The sequence below is a fragment of the Pseudomonas sp. URIL14HWK12:I5 genome, from assembly GCF_900176445.1.
GTDB classification, from domain to species: Bacteria; Pseudomonadota; Gammaproteobacteria; order Pseudomonadales; family Pseudomonadaceae; genus Aquipseudomonas; species Aquipseudomonas monteilii.
In genome coordinates this window covers 177,974-194,833 of the sequence record NZ_FWXQ01000002.1, presented here as the reverse complement: position 1 = coordinate 194,833, position 16,860 = coordinate 177,974, and the positions used below count along the sequence as shown (strand labels likewise).

Here is a 16,860-nt window from a genome sequence, read left to right as displayed (position 1 = left end):
AGCGTCATGATGAGTGTCGATGAAAAACGTATTCGCGAATTCGCCTACCAGATCTGGGAGTCCGAGGGTAAGCCTGTAGGCGAGGAAGAGCGCCACTGGGACATGGCCCGCAAGCTAGCCGAGGCTGAGGCACTGGCACCGAAGGCGGAGCCGCGCAAGCGGGCGCCGGCCAAGCCCAAGGTAGCAGCTGAGCCCAAAGCGCCTGCCGACCCCAAGGTAGCTGCCCTTCCGGGCGTCAAACCCGCTGCGGCGAAAAAGCCCCGGGCGGCGAAAAAACCGGCTGCCGGTTAAGCCTGCACCGGCCTCCTCGCGGGCTCGCCCGCTCCCACACGTACAGCATCAACCTCCTGCGCTGTGGAGGTACTGTGGGAGCGGGCAAGCCCGCGAAGAGGCCGGTGCAGGACTAAACAATTCCCCTTCCACCAAGGCCCCTGAGGATTGCCATGAGCCCTCGCACCCCAAAGAAAACCCGCTCAGTTGCCCCATCGCGCATCCGCGAAGGCCTGCCCTTCCCCCTTGGCGCCACCTGGGATGGCCTTGGGGTGAATTTCGCCCTGTTCTCGGCCAACGCCACCAAGGTCGAGCTGTGCCTGTTCGACTCCACCGGCGAACAGGAAATCGAGCGCATTGAACTGCCCGAGTACACTGACGAGATCTACCACGGCTACTTGCCCGACGCTCACCCCGGGCTTGTGTATGGCTACCGGGTATACGGCCCCTACGAGCCAGAGAACGGCCACCGCTTCAACCCCAACAAACTGCTGATCGACCCCTACGCCAAGCAGCTGGTCGGCAGCCTGAAATGGTCCGAGGCGCTGTTCGGCTACACCATCGGCCACCCCGACGGCGACCTGTCGTTCGACGAACGCGACAGCGCGCCCTTCGTGCCCAAATGCAAGGTGATCGACCCCGCGTTCACCTGGGGCCGCGACCAGCGCGTGCTCATCCCCTGGGAACGCACCATCATCTACGAAGCGCACACCCGCGGCATCAGCATGCGCCACCCGGCCGTACCGGAAGAGCTACGTGGCACCTTTGCTGGCCTGGCCAATGACGAGTTGCTCAAGCACATCAAGGAACTGGGCGTTTCCAGCATCGAGTTGCTGCCAATCCACGCCTTCGTCAACGACCAGCACCTGCTGGACAAAGGCCTGAACAACTACTGGGGCTACAACAGCATCGCCTTCTTCGCCCCCCACCCGCGCTACCTGGCCAGCGGCAAGATCGCCGAGTTCAAGGAAATGGTCGCGCACCTGCACGACGCCGGGCTGGAGGTGATTCTGGACGTGGTCTACAACCACACCGCCGAAGGTAACGAGCGTGGCCCCACCCTGTCGATGCGCGGCATCGACAACGCCTCGTACTACCGCCTGATGCCGGACGACAAGCGCTACTACATCAACGATTCCGGCACCGGCAACACCCTGGACCTGAGCCACCCCTGCGTGTTGCAACTGGTCACCGACTCGCTGCGCTACTGGGCCGGCGAAATGCATGTGGATGGCTTCCGCTTCGACCTGGCAACCATCCTGGGCCGTTACCGCGAAGGCTACAGCGAGCGCCACGGTTTCCTCGTTGCCTGCCGACAAGACCCGATGCTGAGCCAGGTCAAGCTGATTGCCGAACCTTGGGACTGCGGCCCCGGCGGCTATCAGGTGGGCAATTTCGCTCCGGGCTGGGCCGAATGGAACGACCGCTTCCGCGACACCGTGCGGGCGTTCTGGAAAGGCGACGAAGGCCAGCTGGCCGACTTTGCCTCGCGCATGACCGCCTCGGGCGATATGTTCAACAACCGTGGCCGGCGCCCGTATGCCTCGGTCAACTTCGTCACCGCCCACGATGGTTTCACCCTGCGCGACCTGGTGTCGTACAACCACAAGCACAACGAAGACAACGACGAGAACAATCAGGACGGCACCGACAACAACCTGTCGTGGAACTGCGGCGTGGAAGGGCCGACCGACGACCCGGGCATCAATGCCTTGCGCATGCGCCAGATGCGCAACTACTTCGCCACCTTGCTGCTGGCCCAAGGCACGCCGATGATCGTTGCCGGCGACGAGTTCAGCCGTACCCAGCACGGCAACAACAACGCCTACTGCCAGGACAGCGAGATCGGCTGGGTGAACTGGGACCTGGACCAGGACGGCGAGGAGCTGCTGGCCTTCGTCAAACGCCTCACCCGCCTGCGCCTGGCCTACCCGGTGCTGCGCCGCTCGCGCTTTCTGGTAGGCGACTACAATGAGGCCATCGGGGTCAAGGACGTGACTTGGCTGGCGCCCGATGGCAGCGAAATGAGCGTGGAGCAGTGGGAAGATCCGCACGGGCGTTGCCTGGGCATGCTCATCGACGGCCGTGCGCAGGTCAGCGGTATTGCCCGGCCCGGTGCCGAGGCCACGGTATTGCTGATCGTCAATGCTCACCATGACATCGTGCCGTTCAAGTTGCCGGCAGTGCCCGAGGGCGAATACTGGAGCTGCCTGGTCGATACCGACCGGCCGGAGCTGCGCAAGGGGCAGCACTTGCAGTTCGACAGCACGTTCGAGGTCAAAGGGCGGTCGATGCTGCTGATGGTGTTGCAGCACGAGGAAGACTGAATCACCTGGCAGTGCAGGTGAGCGCTAGCAATCATTCGTCATAGCCGGGGCGCGGCAAATAGCTAACCCGGCTATGCCCTACTTCTTTGCTCAAAAAATCAAGGGTTTGAGCCCAACCACGAAGCGTGAACAGTTCTTTCACGCTTTCTTGACGCAAGCGGCGTCGTCTCCTTAGCTGAAGATTATCTAGCAGTAAAGATCTCGCGCCGGGCCTCTAGCTCGCGCCTTTGTGCGCGCTTGCGAAGGCTGGCGTGCTGGTTTGGGTCGCCCCCTGTTTTTGCCGTACAGCTCGTGACAACAGGCCAGGTCCTCGGGCTGTAACTCTCAAAAACAAAGGAGATCCGCCATGAAATGCACCTCGAACCCCTTGCGCTTCGACAGCATTTTCTACGCGGTTTCCACGTCGCTGCTTCTGGCAACCCCGGTGGAAACGTTCGCGTACGAATTGCAGGGAGACCCCACCTCGCCCGGCTTTTTGCAGCAGGCTGCGGTGCCGCAGCTGTCGCTTGACCCGGTCAGCGCCAGTGGCCTGAGCATCGGCACGCTGAATGCCTTTTCACAGAAGATGAGCGAACGCCACGGGCAGGCGGCACCGGACCTGGTTGCCAGCCAGTGGGCGCAGTTTTTCCCGAGCACCTCGCGCAACGGCGCACAACCCCCGGAGCAGCTTGAGGCGCCCAGCCAGCAACTGATGATCGGCCCGGACCTGTTCGTGCGTGAAACGGCTGCGGGTAATGTGCACCGCGCAGGGATTTTCGTGGGGCACAACAACCTGCAAAGCAGCTTCAACGGCATGCGCCCACTGTTGGGCGACAAGCAGCGCAATGCGGTGAACCTGAGCGGGGAAAGCCTGGGCGTTTACTGGAGCATGACCCATGAACAGGGCTGGCACCTGGACGCCGTGGCCATGGGCTCGCGCATCGATGTGCTGGGGCGTGGCGAAAACGGCCAGCGCGTGGACGACAACGGCCACGCGATGACCTTTTCGGTGGAAGGTGGTTACCCGATTCGCCTGGGCGGCAACTGGGTGATCGAACCCCAGGCACAGTTGATCAACCAACAGTTCTTCCCCGGGAACCAGGTGCAGGAAGAAACCCTGCAGGCCTTTGACAGCCAGCCGAGCTGGAGTGGCCGGGTGGGTGCGAAATTGTCCGGGCGTTACGAAGTGCGCGGCATGCCGATCGAACCCTATGTGCGGACCAACGTGTGGTATGACTTCAGCAATGCCGACGAGGTGAAGCTGGACCAGGTCGACAAGATCTCCAGCTCGCGCTACTCGACCACGGTGGAATTGGGGTTGGGGCTGGTGGCGCGGGTGACGCCTTCGGTGGCCTTGTTTGTGAGTGCAGATTACAGCAGCGATGTGGATGACAATGACCTGAACGGGTTGATTGGTAGCCTTGGGGTGCGGATGCGGTGGTAGGCAGGCCCGGCCCTTTCGCGGGCATGCCTGCGAAAGGGCCAGTACCAACGACAGATCAAGCGGGCTTCATTACCAATACCCCGAGCGGCGGCAAGTTGAGAGCCAATGACAATGGCTGCCCATGGCTAGCCACCTCATCACTGGCCACCGCCCCCAGATTGCCCACATTCGACCCGGCATACAGCTCGGCATCACTGTTCAACAACTCCTGCCAACGCTCGCCAAACGGCACGCCAATCCGATACCCCTCACGCGGCACCGGGGTGAAGTTGGCCACCACCAGCACCGGCTCGCCACTGCTGCTCCAGCGCAGCCAGGCGTACACGCTGTTCTGCGCATCATCACCGATCAACCACTGGAAGCCCTGCGGCTGACAGTCCTGCTCATGCAGTGCGGGCACCTCGCGGTACAGCCGGTTCAGATCGCTTACCAGCCGCTGCACACCTTGGTGCTCGGGGTACTGCAACAGATACCAGTCCAGTTCGCTGTCATGGTTCCACTCACGCCACTGGCCGAACTCGCAGCCCATGAACAGCAGCTTCTTGCCCGGGTGCGCCCACATGAAGGTGAGGTAGGCACGCAGGTTGGCGAACTTCTGCCAGCGGTCGCCGGGCATCTTGTCGATCAGCGAATGCTTGCCATGCACCACTTCGTCGTGGGAGATGGGCAGGATGAAGTGCTCGGAGTAGGCATAGATCAGCCCGAAGCTCATCTCGTTGTGGTGGTAGGTGCGGTGCACCGGGTCGTTCTGGATGTAATGCAGGGTGTCGTGCATCCAGCCCATGTTCCACTTGTAGGCAAAGCCCAGCCCGCCTTGCTGGGTCGGCTGGCTGACACCAGGCCAGGCGGTGGATTCCTCGGCGATGATGAGCGCGCCCGGGGCCTCGTGGGCAGCCACGCCGTTGAGGTGGCGGATGAAGTCGATGGCTTCCAGGTTCTCGCGCCCGCCGTAGCGGTTGGGCACCCACTCGCCGGCCTTGCGCGAGTAATCGCGGTACAACATGGAAGCCACCGCATCGACCCGCAGGCCGTCGATGTGGAAGTGCTTCAACCAGTGCAGGGCCGAGGCCATCATAAAGCCGCGCACTTCGTTGCGGCCCAGGTTGTAGATCAGGGTGTTCCAGTCCTGGTGGTAGCCTTCCAGGGGGTTGTCGTATTCGTACAGGGCGGTGCCGTCGAAGCGCGCCAGGCCGTGTTCATCGGTGGGGAAATGCGCGGGCACCCAGTCCAGCAGCACGCCAATGCCGCCCTGGTGGCAGGCATCGACGAAGGCGGCGAAGTCCTCGGCACTGCCGTAGCGAGAAGTAGGCGCGAACATCGACAGCGGCTGGTAGCCCCAGGAGCCGCCGAACGGGTGCTCCATGATCGGCAGCAGTTCGATGTGGGTGAAGCCCAGTTGCTGCACGTAAGGCACCAGGCGCTCGGCCAGTTCGCGCCAGTTGTAATAGCGCCCGACTTCGCCCGCTTCATCGAGCTCGCAGCGCCACGACCCGGGGTGCAGCTCGTAGATCGACAGCGGCGCGTTGTAGGTATGGCGCTGCGCGCGCTGTGCCATCCAGTCGTGGTCCTGCCAGTCGTGGCTCAGCGCATGGGCAACCTTGGACGCGGTGCTCGGCGGCAATTCGGTGGCGCGGGCCAGCGGGTCGGCCTTCAGCGGCAGAATCCCCTCCTTGCCCAGCACCTCGAACTTGTAGGTTTCGCCCACGCCCAGGCGCGGCACGAACAGCTCCCACACCCCGGCGCTGTGGCGCAGGCGCATGGGGTGGCGGCGGCCGTCCCAATTGTTGAAATCACCGACGACCGACACCCTGCGGGCATTGGGCGCCCACACCGAGAAGCACACGCCGTCGATGCCCTCGACCTGGATCGGCTGGGCGCCGAAACGCCCGGCCAAATCGCGGTGGTTGCCCTCGGCGAACAGGTACAGGTCCATGTCGCCAAGCTGTGGGCCAAAGCTGTAGGGGTCTTCAGTCACCTGCTCGCCGCCGGCCCAGCCGATGTGCAACAGGTAGGGCTGTGCCTCATCAAGGTGCGCGCTGAACAACCCGGGCAGGCTACCCTGCTCCATTTCGGCGAGGATGCGCCCGTCATGCCGCGCCAGGATGCGCACATTCAGGGCATTGGGCAGAAAGGCGCGAACAACCTGCCCGCCCGCGCCGTCGCCATGGGGGCCGAGTACCGCAAATGGATCGGCGTGTTCGGCGCGGGCCAGGGCGTCGAGGTCCCGTTGCCGAAGGCCACCGTTTTCACGCGTTGTAACGTTCATTCTGACTCTCCCCAGGTACTGATCAGTCCATGCAGGCCATGCAAAGGCACGGCCAGCCAGCTTGGACGGTTCTCGGCTTCGTATGTAATTTCGTAGGCGGCTTTTTCCAGGCAGAACAGTTCCAGTGCGGCGCGCTCGCCCTGGGTCTGTTGCCAGGCATGGGGCATGGCGGCGGTGGCCAGGCCATAGGCTTCGACGAAGGCGTGGCGCGACTGATGCAGGTACTGCCGGGCAACCCGCTGACGCGCCTGGCGCGCCGGGCCGGAAAGGTCGACCGCAGACGCGCTGCGCAAGATCATGGCAGCAGCATAGTCGAAGGATCGCAGCACGCCGCTCACATCCTTGTACGGGCTGTGTTTTGCCCGTCGCGCCTCCAGCGGCCGGGCCGGTTCGCCTTCGAAATCGATCAGGTAGGCATCGCCCTGCACCACCAGCACCTGGCCCAGGTGCAGGTCGCCGTGCACGCGCATCAGCAGGCCACCCTGGGCCTGCACGGCCAGCTGGCTAATGTGTTCGGCAAGGCCGTCGCGTTGTTGCTGCAGGTCGTCGACCAAGGCCTGGCTGTCGCTGTCAAGGTTGTCGCGATGCTGGGCCAACAAGTCGAGGGCACGGGTCAGTTCGGCGCTGATCTGGGTAGCCCAGTGCTGGCTGTCGCTGGCATCGCTGGGGCGCGTGCGGAACGCCTCATCGTCAGAGGGTGCCGCCAACAGCAGATGCATTTCACCCAGGCGCTGGCCAAGCAAGGCCGCGAAACCGCTGAGTTCGGCGAGCGCGTCGGTGTGCGGCTCGGCATCATTGGCGGTGGGCTCCATCTGGTCGCGGATCGCCCGCTCCAGGGTGTTCTGGGTCCAGGCCCAGGCATCGCCCTGGTTGTTCAGGTAGCCCTGGGCAATCATCAGCAAATGGGGCGCATGTTGTTCGTCCACCCGGCTGACCCAGGCCAGCAACGGCGAGATATTGGCAAAGCCGGCAGCGGTGAGGTAGGCACTCATTTCCAGTTCGGGGTGGATACCCGGGTTGACCCGGCGGATCAGCTTGAGCACCACCCGGTCGCCGATCACCACCGAGCTGTTGGACTGTTCGGCGCTGAGGTAGCGCACTGCACTTTCGTCGTTCAACGCCAGGCCTGCCAACGGCTCCGTGCTTTCGAAACGCAGCTCACCCTCGCCGTTGCCACACGGCAGGCGCATGCCCTCCTGGCAGGCGCGCAGCACGGCGCGGATGAAGGGTTCGAGGACGAAGGCATCGGTGATCAGGCCGACCTGATGGGCGCGGCGCACCCGCGACAGGGCCAGTTGCTGCGGCAGCGCGGTGTTGATGTCCTCTTCGCGCAACAGGCCGAACGGCAGCTGATACCGATTGGCCGTGCCGTCGCCGAGCACTTCGATTTCGCTGAGCAGAACTGGCGTGGTGGCGGTGCCGAAGCGTACGCCATAGCACAGCCTGACTGCGTCGATTGGCCCTTCCTTGCCGGCGAACCAGCGCCGTTTTGGCAAGTATTGCGGCAGGATGCTGTTTTGAAGGGTGTCGCTTGACGGAGCTTCCAGCAATTCTTCCATGCGTTTGCGCAGCACTAGCGTAGTCAATTCGGGTAACCCCTCGGTGGCCTGGACGTGCCAGCTGGGCATGCGGTCGTGCGAGGCCAGCAGGAACCAGTAGAAGGCATAGGGTGGCAAGGTGAGCAGGAACGGTAACTGGCCAATCGGCGGGAAGGCGCTGCCGCCGAGCATCTCCACCGGTACTTTGTCGGCGTAGTGTGACAATTCCAGTTCGGCGGCCTGGGCGGCACGGGAAACGTTGGCCACGCACAGGATCACCTCGGTATTGCCATCGGCATCGGTGTGCTCGCGGATATAGGCGAGGATACGCCGGTTGCTGGGCGTGAGCGTGCGCAAGCTGCCGCGACCAAAGGCCTTCTGCTGCTTGCGCACCGCCAGCATGCGCCGCGTCCAGTTCAGCAGCGAATGCGGGTCGTGGCTCTGGGCTTCGACGTTGACGGTCTGGTAGCCGTACAGCGGGTCCATGATCGGCGGCAACACCAGGCGCTGCGGGTCGGCGCGCGAAAAGCCGCCGTTGCGGTCTGGCGACCATTGCATGGGCGTGCGCACGCCATCGCGATCACCCAGGTAGATGTTGTCACCCATGCCCAGTTCGTCGCCGTAGTACAAGGTCGGCGTACCGGGCATCGACAGCAGCAAGCTGGTGAGCAGCTCGATACGCCGGCGGTCACGCTGCAGCAGTGGCGCCAGGCGCCGGCGGATGCCTAAGTTGATGCGGGCGCGGCGGTCTTCGGCGTAGTAGTTCCACAGGTAGTCGCGCTCGCGGTCGGTGACCATTTCCAGGGTCAGCTCATCGTGGTTGCGCAGGAAGATCGCCCATTGGCAGTTGGCGGGGATTTCCGGCGTCTGGCGCAGGATGTCGGTGATCGGAAAACGATCTTCCATGGCCAGGGCCATGTACATGCGCGGCATCAGCGGGAAATGGAAGGCCATATGGCACTCGTCGCCTTCGCCTTCGCCGAAGTACGGGCGGGTGTCCTCGGGCCACTGGTTGGCCTCGGCCAGCAGCATGCGGTCGGGGTAGTTGGCGTCGATTTCGGCGCGGATGGCCTTCAGGACATCGTGGGTTTCGGCGAGGTTTTCGTTGTTGGTGCCGTCACGTTCGATCAAATAGGGGATGGCATCCAGGCGCAGGCCGTCGACGCCCAGGTCGAGCCAGAAACGCATAACGCCGATCACCGCCTTGAGCACTTGGGGATTGTCGAAATTGAGGTCGGGCTGGTGCGAATAGAAGCGGTGCCAGAAGTACTGGCCGGCGACCGGGTCCCAGGTCCAGTTGGACTTTTCGGTGTCGAGAAAGATGATGCGCGTGCCGTCGTATTTCTGGTCATCGTCCGACCACACGTAGAAGTCCCTTGCCTTGCTGCCGCGCTTGGCATGGCGGGCACGCTGGAACCACGGGTGCTGGTCGCTGGTGTGGTTGATGACCAGTTCGGTGATCACCCGCAGGCCGCGCTTGTGGGCCTCGGCGATGAAACGGCGGGCGTCTGCCAGGCCGCCGTAATCAGGGTGCACGGCCTTGTATTCGGCGATGTCGTAGCCGTCGTCGCGACGTGGCGAGGGGTAGAACGGCAGCAGCCACAGGGTGTTGACGCCCAGCTCGGCGATGTAGTCGAGCTTGCTGATCAGGCCGGCGAAGTCGCCGATGCCGTCGTTGTTCGAATCGAAGAACGACTTGATGTGCAGCTGGTAGATGACGGCGTCCTTGTACCACAGCGGGTCGTCGATGAAGGCTGCCGGGCGGGAACGCTTGGCCATGGGTGACTCCTTTCATTTTCCAGGTTCTTCGCGATCCTTGTAGGAGCGGCCTTGTGCCGCTCCTACAAGGCTTTTTCGATACGCCAGATACCGAATGGCTGGTGCCAGGGTTCGATGCGCATGAACTGGGTCTTGCCATACCACGACCAGCGGTGGCCGTTCATCAGGTCTTCGCCATGGGTTTCGGCGTTGTCGTCCAGGCCCAGCTCCCACAGCGGCAGCTCGAAATGCGCCTCTTGGGCGTTGTGCGGGTCGAGGCTGATTGCCACCAGGATGTAGTTGTCACGATCGGGCGTGCGTTTGGCGAAGTACAGGATGTTGTCGTTCCAGCAGTTGAAGAACGCCACGCCCAGGTGGGTTTGCAGCGCGGGGTTCTGGCGGCGGATGCGGTTGAGCTGGGCGATCTCGGCAATGATGTTGCCAGGCTGGGTGAAGTCCCGTGGGCGGATTTCGTATTTCTCCGAATCCAGGTACTCCTCCTTGCCCGGCAGCGGCGTGCCTTCGCACAGCTCGAAGCCCGAATACATGCCCCACAGCCCCGAGCCCATGGTGGCCAGTGCGGCGCGGATGAGGAAGCCGGCGCGGCCGGAGGTATGCAGGAAGTACGGGTTGATATCCGGCGTGTTGACGAAAAAGTTGGGCCGGTAGCACTGGCTCCACGGCGGCTGGTTGAGCTGCTCGTAGAATTCGCGCAGCTCCTGTTTGGTGTTACGCCAGGTGAAATAGGTATAGCTCTGCGCATAGCCGACCTTGCCAAGCCGCGCCATCATGGCCGGCCGGGTGAAGGCCTCGGCAAGGAAGATCACGTCCGGGTGCCGGGCGCGCACGTCGGCAATCAGCCATTGCCAGAACGGCAGCGGTTTGGTGTGCGGGTTGTCGACGCGGAAGGTTTTTACGCCCTCCTCCACCCAGCCGATGATCACATCGCGCAGGGCCAGCCACAGGCCAGGCACTGCGTCGGGGGCGTAGAAGTCGACGTTGACGATGTCCTGGTACTTTTTCGGCGGGTTCTCGGCATAGCGGATGGTGCCGTCCGGACGCCAGCTGAACCAGCCCGGGTGCTCCTTGAGCCAAGGGTGGTCCTGAGAGCACTGGATGGCGAAGTCGAGGGCGATTTCCAGGCCGTGCTCGGCCGCCGCAGCCACCAAGCGGCGGAAGTCGTCGCGGCTGCCCAGTTGCGGGTGGATCGCGTCATGGCCACCTTCGGCGCTGCCGATGGCGTAAGGGCTGCCCGGGTCGCCCGGCTGGGCCGTGAGTGCGTTGTTGCGGCCTTTGCGATGTTGCATGCCAATGGGGTGGATGGGCGGAAAGTACAGCACGTCGAAGCCCATGTCGCGGATCATCGGCAGGCGTTCGTGCACATCATTGAACGTGCCGTGGCGCTTGGGGTCGTCAGTGATCGAGCGTGGGAACAACTCGTACCAGCTGGCAAACTGGGCTGCCGGGCGGTCGACATCAACGGGAAATTCACGGCTGCGGGCCAGGTAGCTGCGGTGCTCGGCTTCGCTCATCAGGCGTGCCGTTGTGGGATCGAGGAACAGCGCCACCTGGTCGTCAGCGCCCAGCGTGGCTAGGCGTTGCTGCGTGGCTTGCAGTTCTTCCCGCAGGGCACCGTTGCACAGGTCGATGCCTTTGCCCAGCATCAACCGGCCCTCTTCCAGCTCCAGCGTTACCTCGACACCGGCGTGGTACTTTTTCTCCAGGTCGTGGCAGTAAGTAGCGTAGGGGTCGACCCAGGCTTCGATGCTGAACAGGTGGGGGCCCAGCTCGGTGGGGGTGAAGTCGGCCAGCCAAAGGTCATTGCCTGGTGACTGCATGGGCACGCAATGCCAGCGGCGGCTGTTGGCCTGGCGCCAGTTGAGCATCACCGCCAGGCGGTCGTGGCCATCGCAATAGACTTTGCTGCTGACCGCCACCGGCTGGCCGCTGATGGCCTTGGCCGCGAAGGTGCCTGCTTCGAGCACGGGTTGGGTGTCTTCGATCACGATACGCGGCGCCAGCAGCGCCTGGGACAAGCTGATGGCCTGATCCGCATGATCATTCGCCGTGGGCACGCTCTCAAAGGGCTCGTTACGTGACATCGACCTTGCTCCCTCAGGCTGGTGGCGGTAAGGGTTCAGAGCCGGGCACAGGCGTGGGGTTCAAAAAAATTGAGCGAACGGCAGCTACGCGAAGTCGAAGCCTGCAGCACCTCTTCATTCACCCACGCGAGGTCAGGCCATGAACATTCCCATTCCACCGGAAACCCCCGATCCCAACATCGACGACCCCAGCTTGCCGCCGCCCGTGCCGGAAGAAGAACCGGACGAGCTGCCGATCAAGCCGACTGTACCACCGACGGTGGGCGACCCGCCGAGCCAGGAGCCACCGGTGAAAGCCTAAGGGTAGACCACTATCTTGTGCTGGCAGGGCCGGCCCTTTCGCGGCTAAAGCCGCGAAGAGGCCGGTTGAGCCCATGCATCAACCAGCCGTTGCAGCCGAAATCTCCGCCACACTGATCTCCCGCATGCGGAACTTCTGCACCTTGCCCGTCACCGTCATCGGGTATTCGTCAACGAAACGGATATGCCGTGGCACCTTGAAGTGTGCAATGCGTGCCTTGCACCAGCCCTGCAGCTCCTCCACGGTGGCGCTGTGCCCGGGGTGCAGCTTGATCCAGGCCACAATCTCTTCGCCGTATCGGCTGCACGGAATGCCGATCACCTGCGCATCGGCCACCGCCGGGTGGGTGTAGAAGAACTCTTCCAGTTCACGCGGGTAAATATTCTCGCCGCCGCGAATGATCATGTCCTTGTTGCGCCCGACGATGCGCACGTAACCGTGCGCGTCCATCACCGCCAGGTCGCCCGAGTGCATCCACCCCGCCGGGTCGATGGCGTCCGCCGTCGCTTGGGGGTTGTTCCAGTAACCCAGCATCACGCTGTAACCACGGGTGCACAGCTCGCCGATCTCACCGCGCGGGACGATGCAGCCGTCGGCGTCCACCAGCTTGTTCTCTAGCTGCGGCTGGGTGCGGCCGACGGTAGTCACGCGTAGCTCCAACTCATCGTCGGGGCCGGTTTGCAGCGATACCGGGCTGGTTTCGGTCATGCCATAGGCAATTTGCACTTCGGCCATGTGCATCTGGTCGATGACCCGGCGCATGACTTCGATCGGGCAAGTGGCGCCGGCCATGATGCCGCTGCGCAGGGTCGACAGGTCCATGCCTTGGCGAGCCGGGTGATCGAGCATGGCGATGAACATGGTCGGCACGCCGTACAGGATGCTGGCACGCTCCTCGGCCACGGCGCGCAGGGTGAGTTCGGCGTCGAAGGCATCGTTGGGGTAGATCATGGTGCTGCCGTGGGTGATGCAACCGAGGTTGGCCATGACCATGCCGAAGCAGTGATACAGCGGCACCGGGATCACCATGCGGTCGCGCACGGTCAGGCCCAGGCTTTCGCCGACCATGAAGCCGTTGTTGAGGATGTTGTAGTGGCTGAGCGTGGCGCCCTTGGGCGCGCCGGTGGTGCCGGAGGTGTACTGGATGTTCACCGGCTGGTCGCACTGCAGGCTTTGCTGACGAGCGGTGTAGGCCTCTGTCGAGGTCTGCCCTGCCCTCTCAACCAGCGCTTGCCAAGGCAGGAAGCCGCCAGGCGGGTTGGCCGCCAGACTGATGACCCCGCGCAACTCGGGCAGGCATTCGCAGGCCAGTTCGCCTGGCGTGGCACTGGCCAGCTCCGGCGCCAGTTCCTGGACCATGGCGTGATAATCGGAGGTCTTGAAGGCATCGGCGCACACTAGCCAGCGGCAGGCGGACTGGCGCAACACGTATTCCAGTTCGCCCACGCGGTAGGCGGGGTTGATGTTGACGAGAATGGCGCCGACCTTGGCGCTGGCCAGTTGCAGGACGCACCACTGCGCGCAGTTGGGTGACCAGATGCCGACCCGGTCCCCGGTGTTGACGCCCAGGGCCATCAGGGCGCGGGCATGGGTATCGACCTGCTCGGCCAGCTGTCGCCAGCTGTAGCGCAAGCCCTGATGACGCGACACCAGCGCCTCGCTGTCAGTACAGCGGGCCACCGTGGCATCGAAGGCCTGGCCGATAGTCTGGGTCAGCAAGGCTTGGTCCTGGCGACCGCGGGTATAGCTCGGTTGACTCATGGGTGTCCCTTCTTGTGGTTGTTCTGGGCACGGCTGAAGCAGCGGGAATACTCTGGCGCAGATTTACGTTTACGTAAAGGTGACGACTGGATTGACAGCAACCCTCCGCAGGTTTACGTTAACGTAAAGGTGATGAACGACACCCTCTTGCAGGCAGCACGCCGAACTCTGTGGGAGCGGGCTTGCCCGCGAATGCGATCGATCAGGCAATGACGGTGACCCTGCCGACGCATTCGCGGGCAAGCCCGCTCCCACAGGGGTCGGGGGTTGGATCCGCAAGCTACGGTGTAACCCAATTTCAAGAACAAGAAGGTGCCCCAGCATGCATTACCCCTCCCTGAACTTCGCCCTGGGCGAAACCATCGACATGCTCCGCGACCAGGTCCGCGCCTTCGTCGCGACAGAACTGGCCCCGCGCGCCGCACAAATCGACCACGACAACCTGTTCCCTGCCGACATGTGGCGCAAGTTCGGCGACATGGGCCTGCTGGGCATCACCGTGTCGGAAGAGTACGGCGGCGCTGGCCTGGGCTACCTGGCCCACGTGGTGTCGATGGAAGAAATCAGCCGTGGCTCAGCCTCGGTGGCACTGTCTTACGGCGCCCATTCCAACCTGTGCGTCAACCAGATCAACCGCAACGGCACCCATGAGCAGAAGCTCAAGTACCTGCCCAAGCTGATCAGCGGCGAGCACATCGGCGCGCTGGCCATGAGCGAGCCCAACGCCGGCTCCGACGTCGTGTCGATGAAGCTGCGTGCCGAGAAGCGCGGCGATCATTATGTGCTCAACGGCAGCAAGACCTGGATCACCAACGGCCCCGACGCCAACACCTACGTGATCTATGCCAAGACCGACCTGGACAAAGGCCCGCACGGCATCACCGCCTTCATCGTCGAACGTGACTGGAAAGGTTTCAGCCGCAGCAACAAGTTCGACAAACTGGGCATGCGCGGCTCCAACACCTGCGAGCTGTTCTTCGACGGTGTGGAAGTGCCGCAGGAGAACATTCTCGGCCAGCTCAACGGTGGCGTGCGCGTGCTGATGAGTGGTCTGGACTACGAGCGCGTGGTGCTGTCCGGCGGCCCGACCGGCATCATGCAAAGCTGCATGGATCTGGTGGTCCCCTACATTCATGACCGCAAGCAGTTCGGCCAAAGCATCGGCGAGTTCCAGCTGATACAGGGCAAGATTGCCGACATGTACACCCAGCTCAACGCCAGCCGTGCCTACCTGTACGCCGTGGCCCAGGCTTGCGACCGTGGCGAGACAACCCGCAAGGACGCCGCCGGGGTCATCCTGTACACCGCCGAACGCGCCACGCAAATGGCCCTGGAGGCGATCCAGATTCTCGGCGGCAACGGCTACATCAACGAATTCCCGGCCGGCCGCCTGCTGCGCGACGCCAAGCTGTACGAAATCGGTGCCGGCACCAGCGAAATCCGCCGGATGCTGATCGGCCGCGAACTGTTCAACGAAACCCGCTGAACATAAAGGACGGGCGCACATGGCTACCTTGCACACCCAGATCAACCCGCGTTCGGCGGAGTTCGCCGGCAACAGCGCGGCCATGCTTGAACAGGTCCAGGCCCTGCGCGGCCTGCTTGCCCAGGTGGCCCAGGGCGGCGGGCCCAAAGCCCAGGAGCGGCATACTTCACGCGGCAAATTGCTGCCACGCGAGCGCATCGACCGCCTGCTGGACCCAGGCTCGCCGTTCCTCGAAATCGGCCAGCTGGCAGCCCATGAGGTGTACGGCGAAGACGTGCCGGCTGCGGGCGTGATTGCGGGTATCGGCCGCGTCGAAGGCGTGGAATGCATGATCGTGGCCAACGACGCCACGGTGAAGGGCGGTTCGTACTACCCGCTGACGGTGAAAAAGCACCTGCGCGCGCAGGCCATCGCCCTGCAAAACCGTCTGCCATGCATTTACCTGGTGGACTCGGGCGGCGCCAACCTGCCGCGCCAGGACGAAGTATTCCCGGACCGCGAGCACTTCGGCCGGATCTTCTTCAACCAGGCCAACATGAGCGCGCAGGGCATCCCGCAGATCGCCGTGGTGATGGGTTCGTGTACCGCTGGCGGTGCGTATGTGCCGGCCATGGCCGACGAAGCGATCATGGTACGCCAACAGGCAACGATCTTCCTCGCCGGCCCACCGCTGGTAAAAGCCGCCACCGGTGAGGTGGTCAGCGCCGAAGACCTCGGCGGCGCCGATGTGCACTGCCGCACCAGCGGCGTGGCCGACCACTATGCCGACAACGACGAACACGCCCTGGCGATCGCCCGGCGCAGCGTGGCCAACCTCAACTGGCACAAGCTGGGCAAGCTGCAGCGCCTGGCCCCGGTGGCGCCGCTGTATGCGGCCGACGAGCTGTATGGCGTGGTGCCGGCCGATGCCAAGCAGCCGTTCGATGTACGTGAGGTGATCGCTCGGCTGGTCGATGGCTCGGTGTTCGATGAGTTCAAGGCGCTGTTCGGCACCACCCTGGTGTGCGGTTTCGCCCACCTGCATGGCTACCCGGTGGCAATTTTGGCCAACAATGGCATCCTGTTCGCCGAAGCCGCGCAAAAAGGCGCGCACTTCATCGAACTGGCCTGCCAGCGCGGCATCCCGCTGCTGTTCCTGCAGAACATCACCGGCTTCATGGTCGGCAAGAAGTACGAAGAAGGCGGCATCGCCAAGCACGGTGCCAAGTTGGTGACCGCCGTGGCCTGCGCCCAGGTGCCCAAGTTCACGGTCATCATCGGCGGCAGCTTCGGCGCCGGCAACTATGGCATGTGTGGCCGCGCCTACGACCCGCGTTTCCTGTGGATGTGGCCCAACGCACGCATTGGCGTGATGGGCGCCGAACAGGCCGCAGGCGTGCTGGCCCAGGTCAAGCGCGAGCAAAGTGAGCGTAGCGGCCAGCCGTTCAGTGCCGAGGACGAGGCCAGGCTCAAGCAGCCGATCCTCGACCAGTACGAGCACCAGGGCCACCCCTACTACTCCAGCGCTCGCCTGTGGGACGACGGCGTCATCGACCCGGCACAAACCCGCGACGTGCTTGGCCTGGCGTTGTCTGCCGCGCTGAACGCGCCGATCGAACAGAGCCGCTTCGGCATTTTCCGGATGTGAC

The 16,860-nt window shown here is 63.6% G+C and carries 10 protein-coding genes; 6 read left to right on the top strand and 4 right to left on the bottom strand.

The window, feature by feature from the left end:
- Window positions 1-9: 9 nt before the first annotated feature.
- From B9A31_RS05375 to B9A31_RS05365, 3 genes are all read left to right on the top strand, one after another.
- A complete protein-coding gene (locus tag B9A31_RS05375) occupies window positions 10-291 on the top strand; it encodes a DUF2934 domain-containing protein (RefSeq protein ID WP_371059035.1) in 282 nt (93 codons plus the stop codon).
- Between the two features lie 152 nt (window positions 292-443).
- Window positions 444-2,597 carry a glycogen debranching protein GlgX gene (gene glgX / locus B9A31_RS05370; protein ID WP_019096701.1) on the top strand — a complete coding sequence of 718 codons (2,154 nt, stop codon included), beginning with the start codon at window positions 444-446 and terminating at the stop codon, window positions 2,595-2,597.
- Window positions 2,598-2,943: 346 nt separating this feature from the next.
- On the top strand, window positions 2,944-4,020 hold the full coding sequence (locus B9A31_RS05365; RefSeq protein ID WP_019096700.1) for an autotransporter domain-containing protein: 1,077 nt from the start codon (window positions 2,944-2,946) through the stop codon (window positions 4,018-4,020).
- Between the two features lie 55 nt (window positions 4,021-4,075).
- Here the strand turns inward: B9A31_RS05365 and glgB are convergent, their stop codons facing one another.
- From glgB to B9A31_RS05350, 3 genes are all read right to left on the bottom strand, one after another.
- The gene (glgB, locus tag B9A31_RS05360) at window positions 4,076-6,286 is read right to left on the bottom strand and encodes a 1,4-alpha-glucan branching protein GlgB (protein WP_019096699.1); all 2,211 of its coding nucleotides are present in this window, start codon (window positions 6,284-6,286) and stop codon (window positions 4,076-4,078) included.
- Window positions 6,283-9,603, bottom strand: coding sequence for a maltose alpha-D-glucosyltransferase (treS, locus tag B9A31_RS05355; protein WP_084296720.1), 3,321 nt, complete (start codon window positions 9,601-9,603; stop codon window positions 6,283-6,285). The genes glgB and treS overlap by 4 nt, the downstream gene beginning before the upstream one ends.
- 62 nt (window positions 9,604-9,665) lie before the next feature.
- Window positions 9,666-11,684, bottom strand: coding sequence for an alpha-1,4-glucan--maltose-1-phosphate maltosyltransferase (locus B9A31_RS05350; protein ID WP_025753429.1), 2,019 nt, complete (start codon window positions 11,682-11,684; stop codon window positions 9,666-9,668).
- Window positions 11,685-11,823: 139 nt separating this feature from the next.
- Here B9A31_RS05350 and B9A31_RS27230 point away from each other — a divergent pair, with 139 nt between their 5' ends.
- Window positions 11,824-11,985 (top strand): hypothetical protein, encoded by a 162-nt coding sequence (locus B9A31_RS27230; RefSeq protein ID WP_015271006.1) that lies wholly within the window; start codon window positions 11,824-11,826, stop codon window positions 11,983-11,985.
- A gap of 78 nt (window positions 11,986-12,063) precedes the next feature.
- On the opposite strand, the gene B9A31_RS05345 is transcribed toward B9A31_RS27230, so the two are convergent.
- On the bottom strand, window positions 12,064-13,746 hold the full coding sequence (locus B9A31_RS05345; protein ID WP_025753427.1) for an AMP-binding protein: 1,683 nt from the start codon (window positions 13,744-13,746) through the stop codon (window positions 12,064-12,066).
- A 322-nt stretch (window positions 13,747-14,068) separates the two neighbouring features.
- Here B9A31_RS05345 and B9A31_RS05340 point away from each other — a divergent pair, with 322 nt between their 5' ends.
- Together B9A31_RS05340 and B9A31_RS05335 are read left to right on the top strand one after the other, a co-directional pair.
- The gene (locus B9A31_RS05340) at window positions 14,069-15,232 is read left to right on the top strand and encodes an isovaleryl-CoA dehydrogenase (RefSeq protein ID WP_016711544.1); all 1,164 of its coding nucleotides are present in this window, start codon (window positions 14,069-14,071) and stop codon (window positions 15,230-15,232) included.
- 19 nt (window positions 15,233-15,251) lie between these two features.
- Window positions 15,252-16,859 carry a carboxyl transferase domain-containing protein gene (locus B9A31_RS05335; RefSeq protein ID WP_016711545.1) on the top strand — a complete coding sequence of 536 codons (1,608 nt, stop codon included), beginning with the start codon at window positions 15,252-15,254 and terminating at the stop codon, window positions 16,857-16,859.
- Window position 16,860: the final 1 nt, after the last annotated feature.